At 36.6% G+C, this 20249-nt stretch carries 19 protein-coding genes and 3 tRNA genes; 11 read left to right on the plus strand and 11 right to left on the minus strand.

What is annotated here, in order from left to right:
* Positions 1 to 73: 73 nt before the first annotated feature.
* The 3 genes from VB798_RS07275 to VB798_RS07285 form a co-directional block, all read right to left on the minus strand.
* Positions 74 to 919 (minus strand): hypothetical protein, encoded by an 846-nt coding sequence (locus VB798_RS07275; RefSeq protein ID WP_323257467.1) that lies wholly within the window; start codon positions 917 to 919, stop codon positions 74 to 76.
* A 151-nt stretch (positions 920 to 1070) separates the two neighbouring features.
* On the minus strand, positions 1071 to 1892 hold the full coding sequence (locus VB798_RS07280) for a HipA family kinase (protein ID WP_323257469.1): 822 nt from the start codon (positions 1890 to 1892) through the stop codon (positions 1071 to 1073).
* Positions 1893 to 2147: 255 nt separating this feature from the next.
* Positions 2148 to 2220, minus strand: a tRNA-Phe gene (locus VB798_RS07285).
* A 262-nt stretch (positions 2221 to 2482) separates the two neighbouring features.
* Between VB798_RS07285 and VB798_RS07290 the strand changes: the two genes are divergently transcribed.
* The 4 genes from VB798_RS07290 (at position 2483) to VB798_RS07305 (ending at position 6633) form a co-directional block, all read left to right on the plus strand.
* Entirely contained in the window at positions 2483 to 3811 is a 1329-nt protein-coding gene (locus tag VB798_RS07290) for a (Fe-S)-binding protein (protein WP_323257471.1), read from the plus strand.
* Between the two features lie 60 nt (positions 3812 to 3871).
* A complete protein-coding gene (locus VB798_RS07295; protein ID WP_323257473.1) occupies positions 3872 to 4864 on the plus strand; it encodes an alpha/beta hydrolase in 993 nt (330 codons plus the stop codon).
* An 80-nt stretch (positions 4865 to 4944) separates the two neighbouring features.
* A complete protein-coding gene (locus VB798_RS07300; protein ID WP_323257475.1) occupies positions 4945 to 5826 on the plus strand; it encodes a sterol desaturase family protein in 882 nt (293 codons plus the stop codon).
* Between the two features lie 12 nt (positions 5827 to 5838).
* Complete coding sequence (locus VB798_RS07305) at positions 5839 to 6633, plus strand: (Fe-S)-binding protein (RefSeq protein WP_323257477.1); 795 nt, start codon at positions 5839 to 5841, stop codon at positions 6631 to 6633.
* 110 nt (positions 6634 to 6743) lie between these two features.
* On the opposite strand, the gene VB798_RS07310 is transcribed toward VB798_RS07305, so the two are convergent.
* Positions 6744 to 7118, minus strand: coding sequence for a hypothetical protein (locus VB798_RS07310; protein WP_323257479.1), 375 nt, complete (start codon positions 7116 to 7118; stop codon positions 6744 to 6746).
* A gap of 287 nt (positions 7119 to 7405) precedes the next feature.
* On the opposite strand from VB798_RS07310, the gene rlmN reads away from it, so the two are divergent.
* The gene (rlmN, locus tag VB798_RS07315) at positions 7406 to 8485 is read left to right on the plus strand and encodes a 23S rRNA (adenine(2503)-C(2))-methyltransferase RlmN (protein WP_323257481.1); all 1080 of its coding nucleotides are present in this window, start codon (positions 7406 to 7408) and stop codon (positions 8483 to 8485) included.
* Here rlmN and VB798_RS07320 read toward each other — a convergent pair.
* The 3 genes from VB798_RS07320 to VB798_RS07330 form a co-directional block, all read right to left on the minus strand.
* On the minus strand, positions 8475 to 8969 hold the full coding sequence (locus VB798_RS07320) for a DUF456 domain-containing protein (protein ID WP_323257483.1): 495 nt from the start codon (positions 8967 to 8969) through the stop codon (positions 8475 to 8477). The genes rlmN and VB798_RS07320 overlap by 11 nt on opposite strands.
* A 117-nt stretch (positions 8970 to 9086) precedes the next feature.
* Positions 9087 to 9770: a response regulator transcription factor gene (locus VB798_RS07325; RefSeq protein WP_184129535.1), complete on the minus strand. Its 684-nt coding sequence runs from the start codon at positions 9768 to 9770 to the stop codon at positions 9087 to 9089.
* A gap of 33 nt (positions 9771 to 9803) precedes the next feature.
* Positions 9804 to 11561, minus strand: a complete 1758-nt coding sequence (locus VB798_RS07330) for a sensor histidine kinase (RefSeq protein ID WP_323257486.1) — start codon at positions 11559 to 11561, stop codon at positions 9804 to 9806.
* A gap of 326 nt (positions 11562 to 11887) precedes the next feature.
* Between VB798_RS07330 and VB798_RS07335 the strand changes: the two genes are divergently transcribed.
* On the plus strand, positions 11888 to 12664 hold the full coding sequence (locus VB798_RS07335) for a T9SS type A sorting domain-containing protein (protein WP_323257488.1): 777 nt from the start codon (positions 11888 to 11890) through the stop codon (positions 12662 to 12664).
* A 67-nt stretch (positions 12665 to 12731) separates the two neighbouring features.
* Here VB798_RS07335 and VB798_RS07340 read toward each other — a convergent pair whose 3' ends face one another.
* Positions 12732 to 13454 carry a DUF2490 domain-containing protein gene (locus tag VB798_RS07340; RefSeq protein WP_323257491.1) on the minus strand — a complete coding sequence of 241 codons (723 nt, stop codon included), beginning with the start codon at positions 13452 to 13454 and terminating at the stop codon, positions 12732 to 12734.
* Between the two features lie 256 nt (positions 13455 to 13710).
* Between VB798_RS07340 and VB798_RS07345 the strand changes: the two genes are divergently transcribed.
* From VB798_RS07345 to VB798_RS07360, 4 genes are all read left to right on the plus strand, one after another.
* Positions 13711 to 13783: transfer RNA gene (locus VB798_RS07345), tRNA-Gly, on the plus strand.
* A 67-nt stretch (positions 13784 to 13850) separates the two neighbouring features.
* Positions 13851 to 13934: transfer RNA gene (locus tag VB798_RS07350), tRNA-Leu, on the plus strand.
* A 198-nt stretch (positions 13935 to 14132) separates the two neighbouring features.
* Entirely contained in the window at positions 14133 to 14399 is a 267-nt protein-coding gene (locus VB798_RS07355; RefSeq protein WP_323257493.1) for a helix-turn-helix domain-containing protein, read from the plus strand.
* 1 nt (position 14400) lies between these two features.
* Positions 14401 to 14670, plus strand: coding sequence for a hypothetical protein (locus tag VB798_RS07360; RefSeq protein WP_323257495.1), 270 nt, complete (start codon positions 14401 to 14403; stop codon positions 14668 to 14670).
* 6 nt (positions 14671 to 14676) lie between these two features.
* Here VB798_RS07360 and VB798_RS07365 read toward each other — a convergent pair whose 3' ends face one another.
* Positions 14677 to 15342, minus strand: a complete 666-nt coding sequence (locus VB798_RS07365; RefSeq protein ID WP_323257497.1) for a hypothetical protein — start codon at positions 15340 to 15342, stop codon at positions 14677 to 14679.
* A gap of 572 nt (positions 15343 to 15914) precedes the next feature.
* On the opposite strand from VB798_RS07365, the gene VB798_RS07370 reads away from it, so the two are divergent.
* Positions 15915 to 16121 (plus strand): hypothetical protein, encoded by a 207-nt coding sequence (locus tag VB798_RS07370; protein ID WP_323257499.1) that lies wholly within the window; start codon positions 15915 to 15917, stop codon positions 16119 to 16121.
* Positions 16122 to 16546: 425 nt separating this feature from the next.
* Here VB798_RS07370 and mobF read toward each other — a convergent pair whose 3' ends face one another.
* Positions 16547 to 19288 carry a MobF family relaxase gene (gene mobF / locus VB798_RS07375; protein ID WP_323257501.1) on the minus strand — a complete coding sequence of 914 codons (2742 nt, stop codon included), beginning with the start codon at positions 19286 to 19288 and terminating at the stop codon, positions 16547 to 16549.
* 167 nt (positions 19289 to 19455) lie between these two features.
* Positions 19456 to 20238, minus strand: a complete 783-nt coding sequence (locus VB798_RS07380) for a hypothetical protein (protein ID WP_323257503.1) — start codon at positions 20236 to 20238, stop codon at positions 19456 to 19458.
* Between the last annotated feature and the right edge of the window lie 11 nt (positions 20239 to 20249).

Consider the following 20249-nt stretch of genomic DNA (forward strand, 5'->3'; position numbering starts at 1 on the left):
ATGGTTTGTCAAACGCATATTTGTAAGTAGTACCCATAAAAAAAGAGAACCATTTTTTCGGTTCTCTTTAGATTTATGAATTTAACGCTTCCAAAGTTCGCTGGGAATATTCCTCTAATTGGTTTTCTGCCCAAAGCCTTACACACTTTACTTGTTCTAAAATTGTAATGGCTTCATCGTACTTTTTTATAAGTGATTTCTGCTTTGGTTCTGCTAATAAAATATCAAACATTGCCTTGTTTTCATCTGCATAGCTTTGCAGAAGTGTAAATTTACCAAAATTTAGCGTTGCCTTTCTGATGATAGATTCAGGCATTTTTAAATCTAAACTTACTGGGCTTACAATATTATATGTACCATTCTGCCAAGCAAACGGGAAAGAGTACTCTCCTATCCTTTTATTTTCTTCGATTTTATTTTGAGTAAAAATTTGCTCGTTACCTAACTTTATTTTCTTTCTATACTCTTTTATCAAATACTCCTCAGTATGGATTTTATAAGGACTTTCTTCAACCTCATAAAAAGACAAGTACAAATCTTTTAACTGTGTTATAATATCCTTAATATTCTCTGTGTAGAGAATACTTGTTTTAATTTCCCCAAACTGCAATGCAGAAGCATCTTTTATTAAAAGTTCATTATTAATAAATTCAATTGGGCGTTTTTTGTAGTCATTAAAAATTTCAGGTTGACGATTCAGAGCATGAACCTTGCCATCAATACCCTTTAAAAAAGCTTTTAAAGTACGTTCTGCAATACTATTCGGATAGGCATAACGAAGACGATTTAGTTTTTCTGGATAAACAAAAGCAATTTTTTGTTGGTCAGGAAACAATACCAATAAGCCCACATTCAATACTTCTCCAGAAGCTGAATTATAGTGATATTGCAGAGGGCTATATTGAAAAATGTTATTCATCTTTTGTTTCAATCTTTATTTCATTAAGATTTAAAATCTTTAAATTATTATTCTAATTGCCTATAATTTTAGGCATTAGGTAATTTTTATTTGCTATTTCAATTCCAAATATATACGACTAAATAGACAAACTCTTTTACTTCTTCTTGACTCAAGCAATCTTTTGAATCAATAAATCACAAAACTTATCAGGTTTGGACTTTATTTCATAAATATATTCTTTTATCAAATCAAAATTCCCTATCGAAATTTGATGTTGACTTAGGAAAAATGCCGTCTCATCCAAAATATTAGTATCTAAGTTTTTTAGATAATACCAGAACGTACCAAAAATATCCTTTTTTGCTCGTGGTGATAAACTTTTCAACAAGGGATAAAATAAATGTCTTTCAGCCTGATAATTCCAAATATTATTCTTGAAGTCTGTGATTACTGGATTGTCGGAAGCATTGACATCATCTGAAAAGTAAAAAAGTTGTTCATGATCAATCAACAAAAAATGTTCATCATTAATTAACAGATTTGGTTTGTTTCGGTATCCACCTCTATCTAAGTTGAGTACAAAGTTATCGAAAGCAAAAATGGTAGCCAAATCATAATCTTTTAAATGGGATTTTAAGTTATTTGTATCAACAATCTGCATTCCATTAACCCACTCACAACCAAATTTCAATCCATTATCTCTTTGTGAAAGTATATCCTTTTCAGCCTGTCGGAGTTGATACTCAACAAACGGTTCTGAAAAATTCACTAACCCTGCTTCTGGAACATTTAATTCAAACTCACGAGCCAACACATTACCAAATAATTCTTTGGCAATAGCATGTTGCTGTAGGAGTTGCCGTTTCGTAAATATCTTAGCTAAAAATGGTCTGATGTGCTTATTTTCATCTACAACCAACACTCGCCACGGATAAGTAGAACCACCAACACCCACAATTTCCTGAAAAGATATAGCCTCGTAAATCTGCAAGTCAATACGTTTATTTTATTTACTCAAATATACTCTTTTAGTCTGTATTTGATGAAGGGGGAAATACATTTTCAGAATTAACAATTAGCTCTTTCTAAAGTCAGGACTTTAAGAAACCTTGCATAAAATTGTAGAATTGGGACTGGGAAAAGAATTGAAATTGGAGGTGGTTTGAAATTCTTTGTAAAAAACTGTCACCCAAAGCTACCCCGAAAAGCAAAAACCCCTCAAACGTTACGTTTAAGGGGTTTTTTGTGGTAAAGGGCGGACTCGAACCGCCGACACACGGATTTTCAGTCCGATGCTCTACCAACTGAGCTACTTCACCTGAATCCCGCCTGTGTTTCGGGACTGCAAAGGTAGGAAACTTTTTTTTAACACCAAACATTTTCTGAAAATAATTTCAAAAATTTTTAAATATTTTTCTAAATAGTATGCTTGCATACCAATAAGAAAATCAACATCTTTGTATCACACAATAAAATCAGTAAATTGTTAAATAAAGTACAAGATTTATCTTGAATTCATCAAAAATGGTTCTGATGAATTTTTTAAAATAAATAAGTACCAAAACTTATTTTTCCTGAATTATGCAAATCATCCAACAAATTCTCTTCGTCGCAGCTTTCGGTTTGGCGGCTTATTTTATTTCAAAACGCATACAAATCATAAAAAAGACTATTCAGTTGGGCAGAGCTGAAGACCGTTCGGATAATCCTTCTGAACGACTAAAGACGATGCTACGCATTGCTTTCGGACAAAAGAAGATGTTCGACCGACCAGTCATTGGTATTTTGCACTTTGTAATTTATGCTGGTTTTTTACTCATCAATGTTGAAGTATTGGAAATTGTATTGGATGGTATTTTGGGTACTCATCGTCTCTTAGCTCCTATTCTGGGTAGTTTTTATACTTTCTTGATTAATTTCTTTGAAATATTAGCCGCAGGCGTACTCTTGGTTTGTGTGGTGTTTTTGATTCGTAGAAATATTACCAAAGTAGAACGCCTACAAGCTACTCGCCACCGAGAATTAAATGGTTTTCCTGTCATTGATGCTAATAATATTCTCTTTGCTGAAATTATTTTAATGACGGCTCTCCTCAGTATGAATGCCGTTGATAGCATTTTGCAAGAACGTGGCAACGAACATTATCATCCAGTGGGTTCTTTTGTGATTAGTACTTTTTTGAAACCCATCTTCACAAATTGGAGCGAAACCGCTTTAATCATTTATGAACGCACGGCTTGGTGGCTACATATTTTGGGTATTTTAGGTTTTGCTTTGTATGTTACTTATTCCAAACATTTACATATTTTCTTGGCGTTCCCGAATACTTATTTCTCGAATCTGAAAGCAAAAGGCGAAATCCCAAATATGCCAGAAGTGACGAAAGAAGTACAAATTATGTTGGGTTTGGCACAGCCTGATGCTGAGCCAAGTACTGAAATTGCTCGTTTCGGAGCAAAAGACATCAAAGATTTATCTTGGAAGAACTTGATGGATGCCTACTCTTGTACGGAGTGCGGTCGCTGTACTTCGTCTTGTCCTGCCAATTTAACGGGCAAAGCTTTGTCGCCCCGAAAAATTATGATGGATACTCGTGACCGACTCGAAGAAGTAGGTAAAAACCTTACTGTAAACGGTGGCATTTTTGTTGAAGATGGCAAAGCATTGTACGGAAGCTATATTACTTCGGAAGAATTGCGTGCTTGTACTACTTGTAACGCTTGCGTGCAGGAATGTCCGATAAATATTTCGCCTTTAGATATTATTCTGCAATTGCGTCGCTATCAAATCATGGAAGAATCCGACGCTCCAGCTTCTTGGAATGCGATGTTTTCAAATTTAGAAACCAATCAAGCTCCGTGGAAATTTGCAACTTCAGATAGATTTAATTGGGCGAATGAAGTGAAATAAAGCTGTGAGCTATGAGATTTCTGAAATAATTTTAACAAGAAACAAAACAATTTTTGAATAATGAAACGATTATTTAAAGTATTAATCATAGTTTTTGTCGTTTGCTTTTTTGGTTATTTAATGGGTCCAAAACCCGATGCTCCGACCATGAAGATTCCCGTTTTTGATTTACCAACTTCATTAGTTGATTTAGAAACAAAAATCAATACTGCTGAAAAAGCCGTAGTCGGTATTCGTCCTGACTGTGAAGCCAGAATCATTTGGGCAGATACCGCCAAAAAAGTGAAAACAAAATTAGCCATTGTATATGTACATGGCTTTTCGGCAAGTCAGGAAGAAGGCGACCCTGTTCATGCCAATTTAGCAAAAAAGTATGGAGCAAATCTGTACTTGGCTCGCTTGGCTGGACATGGCATTGATTTGGGTGATTCTACGATGAAAAACGTAAAAGCTGATGATTTTATCAATTCTGCGGAAGAAGCTTTGGCTATTGGTAAAAAACTAGGTGATGAAGTGATCGTGGTTGGAACATCTTTCGGTGGAGCGTTGACTTTGTATTTGGCTTCGCAACATCCAGAAATTAAAGCCATTGTACTCTATTCTCCTTGCATTGAGATTTTTGATAAAAATGCTAAGTTGCTGGATAATCATTGGGGTTTGGCTTTGGCAAAATTGATTACTGGCTCAGAAGTAAGGGATTTCCCTCCGCATAACCCAATTCATGCCAAATATTGGAGTACGCATTATCATATCAACGGCGTAATTGCTTTGCAAAATTTCTTAACAAACGTAATGACTCCAGAAACTTTTAAAAAAGTAAAATGCCCAACTTTTATGGGATATTATTACAAAAACGAAGAAGAGCAAGACAAAGTAGTTTCTGTGCCAGCGATGTTGAAAATGTACGATGAATTGGGCGTTTCAACCAATCAAAAACAAAAAGTTGTTTTCCCGAATGCTGGAAATCATGTGATTGGCTCTTATGTTTTATCAAAAGATTATCAACACGTTCAAAGAAAAACAGAACAGTTTTTAGATAAGGTTGTAGATTAAAAGCTTTGGATAACCAGATTTCGGCAGTCGGTTACATTTTCAAATTTAGCTCATTTTCAAACTTTCAAATTGATTTCCCAATGGCTCCGAATCTTATTTTATATGCTGTTCCGTTTTTTGTGCTGACGGTTATTCTTGAGGCAATTTTTATTACTCGTGAACAAAAAGATTATTTGGAAGTAAAAGACACTTTTACTTCTATCGCTTTAGGTTTGGGAAATTTATTCACGGGCTTAATCACTAAAACGTTTATCGCTTTTATCTTTTTGTACTTGTACGAAAATTTTCATGTTTTCACTTTAGACGGTTCAGCGTGGTGGATGTGGGTTTTGGCATTTTTTGCTGATGACTTCAGCTATTATTGGTTTCACAGAGAAGCACATTTGATTCGATACTTCTGGGCTTCGCACAAAGTGCATCATTCTTCTGAAAAATATAATTTGGCAACGGCACTTCGACAAACTTGGACTGGCAATATTTCGGGTTCATTTATTTTTTATCTGTGGATGCCGATTGTCGGTTTTCACCCCATCGTCGTGGTGATTATGCAACAAATTAGCTTGCTTTATCAGTATTGGATTCATACCGAAACTATTGGTAAAATGTGGAAACCTTTTGAATTTATCTTTAATACGCCTTCGCATCACAGAGTACATCATGGCTCTGATGTGAAGTATTTAGATAAAAATTATGCAGGTATTTTAATTATTTGGGATAGAATGTTCGGTACTTTTATTGATGAAGACGAACGACCAACGTACGGTTTGACCAACAATTTAAAGACTTATAATCCTGTAAAAATTGCTTTCAGCGAATGGATTGATATTGCAAAAGACGTTTGGAAGGCAGGTTCATTGAAAAACGCTTTCAATTATATTTTTGCTCCTCCGGGTTGGAGTCACGATGGTTCAAGAAAAACGGCTAAACAGATGCAGGAGGAAATACAAAACAACAGACTTTAATCATATAACAATATGCAAGAAATAGAATATAAAGTGCCAACAATGGCAGAAATGATGAGTACAGGCGAAAGCCCTGAAATTTTGTTTTGGGTGGGTTGTGCTGGTTCGTTTGATGACCGATACAAAAAAGTAACGATTGCTTTTACAAAAATCCTGAATCAAGTTGGGATAAAGTTTGCAGTACTCGGCACAGAAGAATCTTGTACTGGCGACCCCGCACGCAGAGCTGGCAATGAGTTTCTATTTCAAATGCAAGCCACTATGAATATTCAAGTATTGGATGGTTATGGTGTAAAAAAAATCGTGACGGCTTGTCCGCATTGTTTTAATACTTTAAAAAATGAATATCCAGCTTTGGGCGGAAATTATGAAGTAATTCACCATTCTACTTTTTTGCAACAATTAATTGATACCGGAAAAATAAAATTACAAGGCGGTGGCGAATTTAAGGGCAAGAAAATCACTTATCACGATTCTTGTTATTTAGGACGTGCCAACGATATTTATGAAGCTCCTCGTTCAGTTTTGGAAGCCTTGGATGCTGATTTAGTAGAAATGAAACGTTGCAAAACCAAAGGTTTATGTTGTGGTGCTGGTGGCGGACAAATGTTTAAAGAACCCGAAAAAGGCAACAAAGACATTAACATAGAACGTATTGAAGACGCTTTAGCCACAGGAGCAAGTACCATTGCCGTAGCTTGTCCATTTTGTATGGTAATGATGTCGGACGGCGTGAAAAACAAAGAAAAAGAAGATTCTGTAAAAGTATATGACTTGGCAGAATTGCTGTTGGAGGGGATGAAGTGAGAATGTATTATGCTGAATTAGCGATTTTCATTGATGGCATGACTTGAAGTCATGCCATCAATGGTATTAATTTTCACTCAATCTCTGCAGAAAACAATTTGCAAACTATATTAAAATAAAATTTGAATTAGCAATAAAAATGCTTTCCCATAACAAAAATAAGAAAATGAATAAACTAAAAGAGAGAGAAACATACTCTTTACAAATACTTTAGATGATATTGAAATTCCTAAAATTGTAAGTAAAAATTTAGCTATAGTAATATACTGATTATCAGAAAATACCACTTTAGAAAATGTAAAAATCAATAGAACTAAAATCCAGATAGTTATCATTAAAGGACTTTTAACTTGATTGAAAGGCAAGTTAATCCCAAACAGCTCAAAATGTGAAAGTAGATAGATAATTAAACCAACTATCAGAAAACTAGTAGGTAATTGGTTCAAAAAGGCGTTTAAAATTTTAAGTGTTTGTTCTGCAAGCATTTTGTAATAGTTGTATTTTAGGATTGAACAAAATCATTTTCAATACATAAGTTAATAATAAGTTTTTTAGGTTATTTATCTGTTTGGGGCATTTGTATTAACAATAAGCACGCTACTTTATAAACATTTGATTATCAATACCATACCAACATCTTGGTTTGGTTTGTTTTTATCCTTAACTTTGTGCAAAATTAACCTAAAGAGTAAAGACGCCAATCTTTGCTCTTTTTTTGTCGATAAAAAATAATCTTACTTCCTATAAATTTGAAAGTAAAGATTGCGAAATCATGGAAACAGCAACAATCACCAAAAAAGATATACGTAAATTATCGTTGACTCAAATCAAAGACTTTTTGACTGAGCATGGCGAACAGGGTTTCAGAGCTAAACAGATTTATGAATGGCTTTGGAAAAAATCGGCTCAGACTTTCGAGGAAATGACGAACCTTTCTAAGAAAACTCGTGAGTTGTTAGAAAATAACTTCGACATCAGAGCGGTTAAAGTATCCGAAAAACAAATCAGTTCAGACAGAACTATCAAATCATCATTTGAATTATTCGACCATAATTTGGTGGAAGGGGTTTTGATTCCTGCCGACGATAGAATGACTGCCTGTGTTTCTTCACAAGTGGGTTGTTCACTTACTTGTAAATTCTGTGCTACGGGTTATATGGACAGAAAAAGAAACCTCGACCCAGCCGAAATTTACGACCAAGTAGTTTTGATTCGTGACCAAGCAGAATCGCATTACCAAACTCCGCTTACCAATATTGTGTATATGGGCATGGGCGAACCTTTGTTGAATTATGCCAACGTGTTGTCGTCTATCAATTACATTACTTCGCCCGAAGGCTTAGGAATGTCGCCAAAACGTATTACGGTTTCTACGGCTGGTATTGCAAAAATGATTACAAAATTGGGTGATGATGAAGTAAAATTCAATCTGGCTCTTTCGCTTCATGCAGCCAATGACGAAAAGCGTAATCAGATTATGCCAATCAACGAATCGAATACTTTAGAAGCTTTGAAAGATGCTTTATTGCATTTTTACAAAAAAACAGGCAGTAGAATTACTTTAGAATATATTCTTTTCTATCGTTTTAACGATACTTTGCAAGATGCTAAAGAGCTTTGGGAATTTGCTAGACAGTTTCCTTGTAAAATCAATATCATCGAATACAATCCAATTGCCGAAGCAAACTATACCAATACTGATCCACAAACTTTGGCAAAATTTGCTCAGTTTTTTGAAGGTAAAAATATGGTAATTAATGTGCGTCGTTCAAGAGGAAAAGATATTGATGCCGCTTGTGGACAATTGGCAGGGAAGAAACCACCAGTCGTGAAAGAAGAAGTTACAGCATAATCATAAAATACTCTGCGATAGCGATACAAGCGAAGATTAACATTGCTAAACAAAGTATTACTTTACCAAATATTCCAGCAATCAGCCCTAAAAATGAGCCAATCGCCGCTTTTAGGGCTTTTTTAGGTTCTGCTTTTCCAAGAATTTCTCCTAAAAATGCTCCCAAAAAAGCGCCAAGAAACATTCCAAAACCTGGAATAATAAATAAGCCTACGAGCAAACCAATCGTTGAACCCCAAGCTCCATACTTAGTTCCACCGAACTTTTTTGTTCCCCAAATGGGTGCGTAATAATCAAAAATACTGATTCCGATAGTCACCAAAGTAAAGAAAGCCAAAGTCTTTCTATCAAAATCAGCATACTTGGAGTAATGCAACATAAACAGACCGACCAAACTCAGAGGCGGACCGGGCAATGGCAATACTGCACCAGCCAAACCAACTAAAAGGCATATTATTGAACCGATCAATAGCAGTATGTCCATTTATGAAAGAGTTGTGAATTATGAATGATGAGTTATGAGGTTAAAATATTGATATACACCATTTTAACCTCAAAAATCATCATTTATTTTACATAGATTATCTATATCTTATGTTTTTTAAACCATCAATTTAAACCCTTCGCCATGAAGATTCAGAATTTGGATTTCAGGTTCTTCTTTTAAGAATTTTCTTAATTTGGTAATATAAACATCCATACTTCTAGCATTGAAATAAGTATCATCTCCCCAAACCATTTTCAAAGCAAAACTTCGACTGACTGGTTTGCCCATATTTTCACAAAGTAATTTCAACAAAGCCGATTCTTTGGCTGTCAATTTCTGCGACTCTCCATTTCTTTCCAATATTTGCTTTTCAGCATCAAAAGCAAAACCCCTGATGATGAAATTTGAAATCTTTTCATTTTGCAATTCTACTTTCTGGCTTCTTCGTAAAACGGCTTGCAGGCGAGCCAGCAATTCTTCCATCGAAAAAGGTTTGGTCATGTAATCGTCCGCACCCAATTTAAAGCCTTGCAAAGTATCTTCTTTCATAGCCTTCGCCGTCAGGAAAATAATAGGAGTATCTTTATCAGACATTCGTACTTCTTTTGCCAAGGTAAAACCGTCCTTTTTTGGCATCATTACATCAAAAATACAAAGGTCATAATCTTGTTGTACAAACTTTGTAAGGGCATCGTCGCCATCTTTTGCTAAAATGGTTTCATAGCCCTTTATCGTTAAATATTCTTGAAGTAAAGTACCTAAATTGGGGTCGTCTTCGGCAAGGAGAATCTTTGTCATGTTAATAATAGGAATAATGCTTAAATGTATATTTTAACTTAGCTGTGACGTAATATCAATCGGTAAAATCACCTCAAATTCACTTCCTTCGTTGATTTTACTTTGGACGTTTATTTTACCATGATGTTCTTGAATCATTTTCTTAACATAACTCAAACCCAATCCAAAACCTTTTACATCGTGTAAATTACCCGTAGGAACTCGATAGAATTTTTCAAAAATATTCTTCAAAGATTCTTTACTTATCCCGATTCCTTTGTCTTTTATCGTAATCGAAATTCCTTTTTCGGTATTTTTTGTAGCAATGGTAATTTCAGGTTTTTCAGGTGAATATTTGTTGGCATTATCTAAAAGGTTAAAGATAATATTGGTCAAATGTACTTCATCCGCTTCAATTTCCGTGATTTCTGCTTGTAAATCTAAATCAATGATACCTTCACGAAGTTCAATTTGCGGACTAATATTTTCTAATACTTTCTCTATAATTTCATGAACGTCAACGGTTTTTAGCTTCAATTGTACGTCTCCTCTTTCCATTTGTGCCGTTTGAAGTACTTTCTCTACTTGCGAACCCAAACGTTTGTTTTCATCTCGAATAATGCCTAGATAACGCTTAAACATCGACGGACTAGCCGATACGGCTTCATCTTGTAACATCTGAGTTGCCAACGAAATCGTAGAAATGGGCGTTTTAAACTCATGCGTCATATTATTAATGAAATCATTTTTAATATCAGCCAATTGTTTTTGTTTCACAATAGTACTTACTGCTACATAAAAGCAACTTAAAACCACTAAAATCAACAACAATGAAGTTGCATACATTACCCAAATATTTCGGATAATGTAGCGGTCTTGATTCGGAAAATATACTCTTAAATAATTTTCAGAATTGGCATAATCATTCGGAAAAAGATTGACCGTATAAGTATCTTTATCGTTCTTCAAGCCTGTCATTTTATACTTCATCGAAGAAGCATAATGTAAATAATTGGGTTCTTCTTGGCTACTAATTCCGTATTCAAAAGGGATTTCAATCCCCTTCATTTTGATTTCATATTTCAACAAAGAATCTAGTACTAAATAATTGATTCTGTCATAAATACTTCTCTTTTTGAAAAGAAAATCATTGAAAACCTCTTTAGCCATTTCGGCTTTATTCATTACTTTATCTTGTGTTCCTAAAGGGTCAACAATTTTATCAACATGTTTTTTGTTTACTTGTTTTTTTCTTGCTGCTGATAATTCAGCTTTTCGCATAGAATCTTGTTTTTGAAGCGTATTTTGGTGTTGTTGCAATGCTTCCGAAAAAATTTCGTCTAATTGTTTATGTTCATTCAAACGATTTTGAAAATCTTGAATGTCAATATTCATTGAAAATTCCTGATATTCTCTAATTTCACCATTAGGCAAAATTTCCGTTCCTTTCGATACCAAAATATCTGAAGGAAATGGCGTCCCTCCTACTTTATCTAAACCAATCCCAGTTTGGTTTGAAGCAATTGGCACTTTTTGCTTTGGTGTTTCAATTGACTTCTCAGTAATAGGTTTCGCAATTGCCATTAGCTGTTTTTGCTTTTCCTCCGCTTCTACTTTCCGTTGTACAAAATAGTAAAATTCTTGTTTCCCAAGCTTGCGAACGACCTGTTGCATGGCGTCACGAACATCACTTCCAAATTGGTCATTTTTAGAGCGAACCGTAAATCCTAGCCAATACATTTGAAAGGCAATTAAACCTAATAAAGCAAAAGCCATCAAAGCAATTATATATTGTATTTTCCGCTTAGTCATTCTTAATCATTAATATTTATTGAACTGTAAACATTAAGCTATAAGCACTTTTTAACCATTACAAGTGGCTCGTTTCTTTCAATTGCTTGTACTTATACACTTTAAAACAAGCTAAACCCTTAAAAATATTGTGCTTATAGCAGCTTTGCAACATTTTTATTTTTAGCGTGTCTATTACAGCGCAACAAAATTAAACTAATTCTTAAGCAATTTATTTCGTTTAACATCTTTTAACAAAGTTTAAAGGTTTGATATAGAATAGGTTGATTAAGTTTGTTTCATGTAATCTTTACATGATTTTTTTTACTCAAAAAACAAAAATCACTATGCAAAAGAACATCAAAATTTTCGGAACAGCGATCTTGTTTGCAGTTAGTATGACTGCAATGGCACAAAAAAGTACTTCTCAAAATATTGAGGAAAAAGACGGCAAAATTAAAATTCATGTAGAATCTACAGAAAACGGACAAAAACAAGTTTTCGACCGTACTTACAATGCCGAAGGAATGAATGCAGAACAAAAAGAAGATCTTATTAACCGTATTACTGATTCTTTATCGACAACTTTAGGAAAAGGCGAAAGAAAGCAAATTAGAATTAAAGTTGATAGAGGAAATGAAAGATTTGCACAGTCATTTAAAGCTCCGAGAAATGAGCAAAAACGCATTGAAATCTACAAAGATGGCAAAAGAATAGAAAAAGATTTTGACAGAAACGACCACAAAGAATTTCACTTCGATTTTGACCATGACAAACTTTTAGGTTCATTAAAACCAGCCATGAAAGAATTCAAGTTTAAATTCGACCACGACTTCAAAGATTTTGAGCCTTTCAGCGATTCAAAAACAGTTAAAGCCTTGAGAATTTATCCAAACAAACCTTTTGATAATAAATTGAACCTTAAATTTTACACACCTGAAAAAGGAGATGTAAATGTTACAGTGACAGATGTGAATGGGAAAGAAGTAGGTTCTCAGAAATTCAAAGATTTCCAAGGTGATTTTATGGGTCAAGTAGAATTAAAGAAAAATACTAAAGGAACACTTTTTGTAACCGTAACACAACGTGAAGACGGTACTGCAAAAAGAGTCGTTATTGAATAAATAAATTGATTGGAATGTTTCGTTTTACAGAAAGAGTAATTGTTTAAAAGCAGTTACTCTTTTTTGTTTATAGCCTGATAATGAAATGAGTATGCAAAGTGTTTTCTTCATCAAACTCAACCAAGCTCGCTCTTTGTCTATGATTCCACATGTAACCAATCTCAGTTGTAAAATGCGGAGAAAATGCGTGACTAAACATCAATGTAAGCTGGTTTTGACTAAAATTATTGGCTGGTAAATTAGGAGGAATATTCAAAAGTGGTTCTTCACTGACATACACAATATTGTTTTTATTCAGATTATACCTCCACTGAATCCGTAAACGAATCCTAGCTTGCTCGTCTCCAAAAGTATTATCACTTCTTTTAAACAAACGATATTCATAACCCAATCTTGATCTAAAAGTCCATTTTGGGCTCAATACTTTAGTCCATTCTAAATAAGCAACAGGTCTTATTTCCAAACGTACAGGTCTTTTTAAATCATCCACTTTTCCATAAAGTGGAAAAGTGTTAAAAACAATGGGAGCAAGACTTACTGCCCAATTCCCCTTTCTATAAACTGTCGAAATTCTGTAAGCTTCCACATATCTTGAATCGAAAAGATTATAATTTCCTTTACTAAAATCATTTTGTCTTCTGTAAAGAAAGTCTGCATTCACATCAAAATACTTACTTATTTTTTTTTGAATTGAAACCCTTGACCACAAAGTATAGTGTGGATAATTTTGGGCATAACTTGAAAAGCTCGCTAAAAAAATCATAGCAAAGCCCCAAACATATTTTTTCATTTAAAGCAGTTAATAAATATCCTACAAATTACATGAATACTTAGCTACTTTCCAATTTTACACCCTCAAACACCTTTAAATGGACAAAAAATCTAAAAACAGTTTCAAGCTTAATTCAAACATAATCAGCGATTTATAAATTTTGTGAGATTTTTTTATTAAAAATTTTCACAAAAAGCTTGCACAGACGAATTACATCGCATAATTTTGCACCACAATTCAACGGAATTACAACAACAATTCAAAAGAATCACAAGCGAAAGTAGCTCAGCTGGTAGAGCGCAACCTTGCCAAGGTTGAGGTCGCGAGTTCGAACCTCGTCTTTCGCTCAGCTTATAGAAGCACCTTACGGTGCTTTTTAAGTTTAAGAGATTAAGGTTACAACTTTAATTTCATGCCAGGGTGGTGGAACTGGTAGACACGCAGGACTTAAAATCCTGTGAACGCAAGTTCGTACGGGTTCGATTCCCGTCCCCGGTACTGATTATCAAGGAGTTACAATAAAATTTGTAACTCCTTTTTTATTTCAGATTTTCATGCCAAACATTTGCCAAACATTGATTTCTATATATTGGCTTATAATCACAGAAAGAAATGCTCAATGACAATGGTAAGAAAACAAAGAAAAATTTTGTTTAACTTTAACATTTTTACCGGTTCGATAAATAGAGAAAATATATGCAAGTAATTTGTCTCGAAGAAGTAGCTTTTTATTCATTACTAGAGCAGGTCGTTGTACGTCTAAAGGAATCACAGGGAGAAAAAGAAAAATGGATATCAGATGAAGAGGCAATGAGAATTCTCAACATTACCTCTAAAACAACACTTCAGAAATTTCGGGATGAAGGAAAAATACGCTATTCTCAACCACAAAAGAAAATAATACTTTACGACAGAGAGTCTATTGAGAAATTTCTAGAAAAAAACGCCAGAAATACTTTTTAAAATGGAAGACGAAAACAAAGTTGACCCGGACTATATAAAAGGCTTTAACGAAGGCTATGTCTTAGCAAAACATCTACCCGAGCTTTCGGAACAATTGTCAAAGACAGTTTTACAATCATCACGAAATATGGGATTTCTGGATGGCCGAAAGGAATATCAATCTGAGAAGTTGAAAGATAAACTTCCTGCTTGGATAAAAGGACAACGTACCGCGAAGGATACCAAGACTCCGACAAAGGATGTCAACCGTGACATTGAGCCGGGCGATTAAGCTTTATCACATGTCCATATCCCTGCCCCTAATGCTTCTTTGAGATTGAGCCATTATATCTTTAGCAGGCTCTAAATTTTTCTTCATTTGGTTTTCCTTCATACGTGTGTAACTAAGAGATACAATAACTCGACTTCCTAGAGTGTACTTTTCAGTTTCATTCTTTTCTACAAACTCTGGTTTAGAGTCATTTGTTTTATCATTAACTGACTGAGCCAACTTGAGTCGGGAGTTTTCTAATAACCTCTGCGAGTAATGCTGCGAATTATTTAAATCTTTTTCTTGGGGCTTATGATACTTCATCTGCTGTTCCGTTTTACCTTCGAACGGACTAGGGTTCCGCAGATCAACGATTGCCTCTTTAATCTTATGTACATCGTCCGGGTCAAGGTTACGGGTTTCCGCTGTAATCCTTTTACTCAACTCACTTTCAAGGTATGTCAACTGTCTCTCAAGATAGTTACGAGTCTCAGCAAATTTGACTGAATGATCCAATTTTCCCATAGCAATAGGGTTGAATTCAAGTTTCATAGTTGTTGAACGAACCTTAGGCAATCGTGCAATCTGTTCTTCAACATCTTTGATAATATTTATTTGTGGACTAATTATTTCTTCGAAATATTCGTAGCCCTCAGGAAACTTACTCCTTTTGTCTTCACCTTTGTTATCCATCCTTCCATTATTAAAGAGGTAATAAATAGAAACCTTACGAAATAATAAAAAATTATCGTCAAATGTCTCGTAAAGTTGATTGATATAAATTTGAACAGAGTTTTACAAACGAAACCCGCTGTTCAATTAGTTACAGTTTGGTAAAACCCACATCTAATTGATTTAATGCCAAACATACTTCAATCAATTCTTGTACTCTGGAATACTGCAAACAATAGTTTCAGATACAACATTGAAAGCTTTCTTGGATAGTAAATATACGAAAGAACAAGCCAAGATCAGAATAGTGTCAAAGCTAGGTCGATGAAAATCAGCCCGGCTTTTTTGATGAGCGTATTTCAATATTGCATATGTGACACATTTTTTTCGACGTTCAGTTATCAACGGTCAACCTCCTTTGTCTTGTCTGTTGATTAATGCTGTCAGCTTAGCCCAACGGCTGCGATGACGCTTATCCCTGATTTTTATTGCATAAAAATCATCTGCGACTCCGCTTCGCTTCGGGGAGCTTTCGCCCCCTTTCGGGCTTTTTAGCTTCCATCATCAACCAACAAAACAAAGGAGATTGACTGATGACAACTGAAAACAAAACTGAAAAAAAATATCCGACCCACACAGCTTACTTCCTGAAATATCAAGATGGACAGGAAACCCCGGAATGGATTAAAACCGGAGCCGCCTGGACACATTGCGATAATGAAGGGCTAAATCTTTCCCTCAAAATTTGTGGTCAGCCAGTATCTTTGGTGATCGGTAAGAACAAACCAAAACCTGAATAATACCTATGCCGGGCAGATGTCGATCTGTCCGGCTTTTACTTTTTCAGGAGACATTAGCTTCTACAACTATGTTGACTATGATAACATTATTGTGACTTTGGTTCTGCGCGTATCTTGGATTAACAGCGGATAATATTTTTGGCAGATGATCCAACAGTTCCATGAAGAGCGGTTCTAGACAATATCCTTGCAGAATTGCCGTGTGGGAGGAAAAGTTCAAAGTGATTTGGTTCATGTCTTCACCAACAATGAATTCTGCTCCAATCAAATAGGCATAGTTTAGAAAATACCGTCGTCCGTCTGGCCAAATTAAACAAAGGTTCCGGGCATGACTGTTGGAGTGGTACAATCCATTTTGACCATCCGGGACAGATGTCCCGTCGGGTTTGGACGGATTGCTTTCGCGCATCTGATCAAAACGAAGTTTAAATCCCTGGCTCATAAGATCTGTCCTTTGGATAAGTTTTGTCCTTACTCATTGCTTTTGGTTTGTTGATAAGATTACGATTTACATCCTGACGGATATGTTGCTGGATGATGTCTTGGGACGGCTTTTTCTTGGTTACAAGTTCAATGGCAGATTCCCGATCTCCCATTTCAGAGGCATTTTCTAATAGCCTTGCTTTGTCATCCGTATAAATATGTGCCCGTTCACGGCCACGTGAGACGGACACATAGAATTGTTTTGCATCTGTAGCCCCAAAAGTTGACGCGGGTTGAGAGATAAAAACCTCGTCGACAGTTTTTCCCTGTGATGCATAGCTTGTGACACAATGCGCATGCGCTAAATGACCAAAATTGCCCTTTAACTGATATTGGTTTTTGCTCACTGTGTTACGCAAGACCATGTCACCATTCTTACGGACAGAGACAACCTGTAAAAGCTGTCCATTATTAAGGCGGTTGTTTTTCTCATCAAAGCCGTTGCGCGTGATGCGAACAGTGTCATTTTTAGAGACTGCAATTTTGGATTTGCGGTAAACATCGTAGAGACTGCTTTTATCTGTTGGCAACGAAACGGTTTGGTCTTTTTCATTTTTTAGGATAACGGTATTTTCGGAGGATTCTTGGACATCCCAGATACTACCACGTTGTATGCCTGGCGTATTTTGGCTGAATTGCACAACGTGACCAGCGTGTAAATTGCGCCAGTCACTTTTTTGAGCATCTGTTAAATTCAAGTTCAGCAACCTTGTAACTTGAGTTTCTTTTTTATCTAGAATGCCTATTGTCCTTAATTCCGTACGAATGGCATTTGTGATAGCATCGCCCTGTTTATGTGTTGGTGAAATCACCAAAGTCGATTTGCCTTTTTTTACAGCTGCCACGTAATCATTGACAAGTTGTTCATTTGAATTTAGGGGATCGATTTCTTTGATAACCTCCATACTATCCAGTTTAGCAAAAGCCTTAGCAACATTGCCTTTTGACAAATCCTCCACGACATGGCGATATTGTTCATTGCGTTGACGGTAGATCTTATTGACTTCGGCAGCTTGAATACCGCCCTCAGTATTGAGAATTCGCAACGCATCACCTCGGACAACACTGGCGTGCTGGCGGGTGTCGCCGCCAAGGATCAACCGGGCATTCTGTTTTTCCGCTAATTCCAACAGGTGAGTCATGTCTTTCGTCCCCAACAGGCCTGCTTCATCCACCCATAGAACCTGATTTTTCAGCGTGTCTTGCAATGCTTGGTCGTTAAGCAGTTTGGTAACAGTTTCAGCACTTTCAAAACCTTCCGATCTTAACACACCACGGGAGGCCTCTGATGTAGGTGCCACGACTATGACTTGCTTTCCGGCTTCTTCGATACGTGCAACGGCTTCTTTCATCAGCGTCGTTTTGCCACTACCAGCCGCTCCCCGGATGATCGACACGCGATGGGGGGTAGTCAGCACATGCTTGACCGCCGCAGCCTGTTGGCCTTCCAGTTTAAGTTCAGGTGCTTTGCCGTATAACGGTATTAGCTGACCTTGTCCGTGCCGTGCCAGTTGGACCATATGTTGTTCTTCGGCCAACACGGATTTTGTCGTGCACATGGTGCGAGATTTTTCTTTAACATGGATAATGCGTTCATCTCTGTTGAACTGGTCAGTGATAGTGTCGACAGTAACGGCTATGTCACCGATACCGTAACGAAAGGCCGATTCTAGGATTTTACGGTCAGCTAAAACCGATGCACGTTCAAAGCCGTGTTCAATGGCATGGTCGACACAGTGTTTGGGATCAAGGATGGTTCGTTCCTTTTCAGGTGCGAACCGGAGGATCTCCGATCCTTTGCCTTGTCCCTGGTCGTCCAGTTCGAAAATCTGCTTCCGCCAGTTTGCTTTGAGCTCATCCATGCCCACGCCCTTTTGCTTGTTGGCACGGGTGCGTGCCCCGAGCCCGTCAAGTTCTTTTGCGTCTGTAATGCCTTTCTCTTTGGCAATGCGGTCAATCTCATCTGACCTTTTCGAAAAAAGGTCGATGACATTTTGTGGAACGCCTTCAATCTCAAAGGATTTGTCCGTCCGACGCACCTGATAACCTAGATTAATCAGTTTATCTGATAGTAGTTTGTGAAAGCGTGCCTGGTAGTAAGGCATATCTCGTTTGACGTCACCAAACTGCCCAGCCTTGACTTTTTGTTCGACATTATCCCACGTTGCATTGAAGACAAAGCAATGAGCATGTAAATGGGGATCGGGCAAGGACCCTGCGACAGGCCTAGATGTTTGATGGATAAAATCCGCCCACAGAAGCTCACCTGTGATCCGGTCGTTATATTGACCCTGCTTGCGTACCCTTGTTTTTACATCCGCCTCTATGTGGTGCATTGTCTCTTGTACGCTGGATTGAAACGCCTCGATCAAATGGTCATCGTTTGACAATCCATGCAAAATTGAAACTGACTTCGGACAATGAAAATTAATGTCATAGCCAACCCGTCTTTCTTGTTTAGTTTCTGGAGTTAGTGATTGTCCGGTTTTGGGATTGATGTTTTCGCACAGAGCAAAGAATACCTCTTTGGTCGCCGAGCCGTTAAGGCCCAAACGTTCAGCAAGCCTCCCTTGAATTTTTCCGTTGAGTTCCTGATCATTGATGTAGTAATCGGCCTTTGACAGGGAATCGGAAAAATAGGCTTTGGCATGTCCGGCAGAGGAGTTTTGGATCATCCGTATCATGATAACAAGTATACAATGGTTTTAAATTGATCGAATTCAAATCTGCTTTTGTTAATGCCGGTACATGAAAAAGAAATCGCAAATTTGAGATGGGCTGTGTGAGGGAAGTGTGTAATGCCGGATAAAGAATCATCATCAGACATCTCCCCTGCGCACAGCTCAGGAGGTTACAGAACCTCCACAGTTTCTTTTTCGAAGAACGTTTCAGCAACGCGGCGTCTGGTTTGAATGTTTGCTGGTCTGTGACCGTAAAAGCTAAAACCACGTGCTTCTTCTGGTTTTTTGCCGTCAATAAAAACTGCCGAAAGTTCTTCTCCGCAAATCATCTCATCAATATGATCCATTATAAAATTGTCGCCTTGGTAGTAGGCAGCTTTATAACTGAGTGAGTAAATTACACTGCAAAACATGAGTAAGTTACCTACGTTTTGATCGAAAACCCATAACATAAATCCAATGACAAAGAAAAAAGCAGGTTCTATTAAGGTTTCGATTGTGCGGATCTCTACTGGATTCCCACCGAATTTTAACGAGCAAAACTCACGGTGAATTGTTCCGGCTGACAAGCTGAAACGTGCCATATCATAGACAGAGGGCAGAGATTTCACCTCTTTGCGGCGTTCTATGGAGCAATAGAGAAACGCGCCCAAGAAAATATACCAGGTAAGATTTTTACCTAAAAAGGAAAATAAATTGAATTGGTAATATGACATTTGCACCTTGGAAAATATTGCAAATCCATACTGGGAAAAAGCAGGAATGATGGATAATACGACTAGCAAAAAGATAGCAGTAGAAAACGAAAAGTACCTTTCCCCCATATTACGTCTGATGAATACTTCTAAAAGAAGACGTGGACCTGATCCGATACCGAAAAAAATACTTAGTAACGTTTCCTTGATAACGTTTGTACGTTTGTACAAGCTTTTGAAATAGCGATTAGACTTCATAATTGAAATAG

The organism is Arcicella lustrica, from assembly GCF_034930985.1.
Taxonomy (GTDB): Bacteria; Bacteroidota; Bacteroidia; order Cytophagales; family Spirosomataceae; genus Arcicella; species Arcicella lustrica.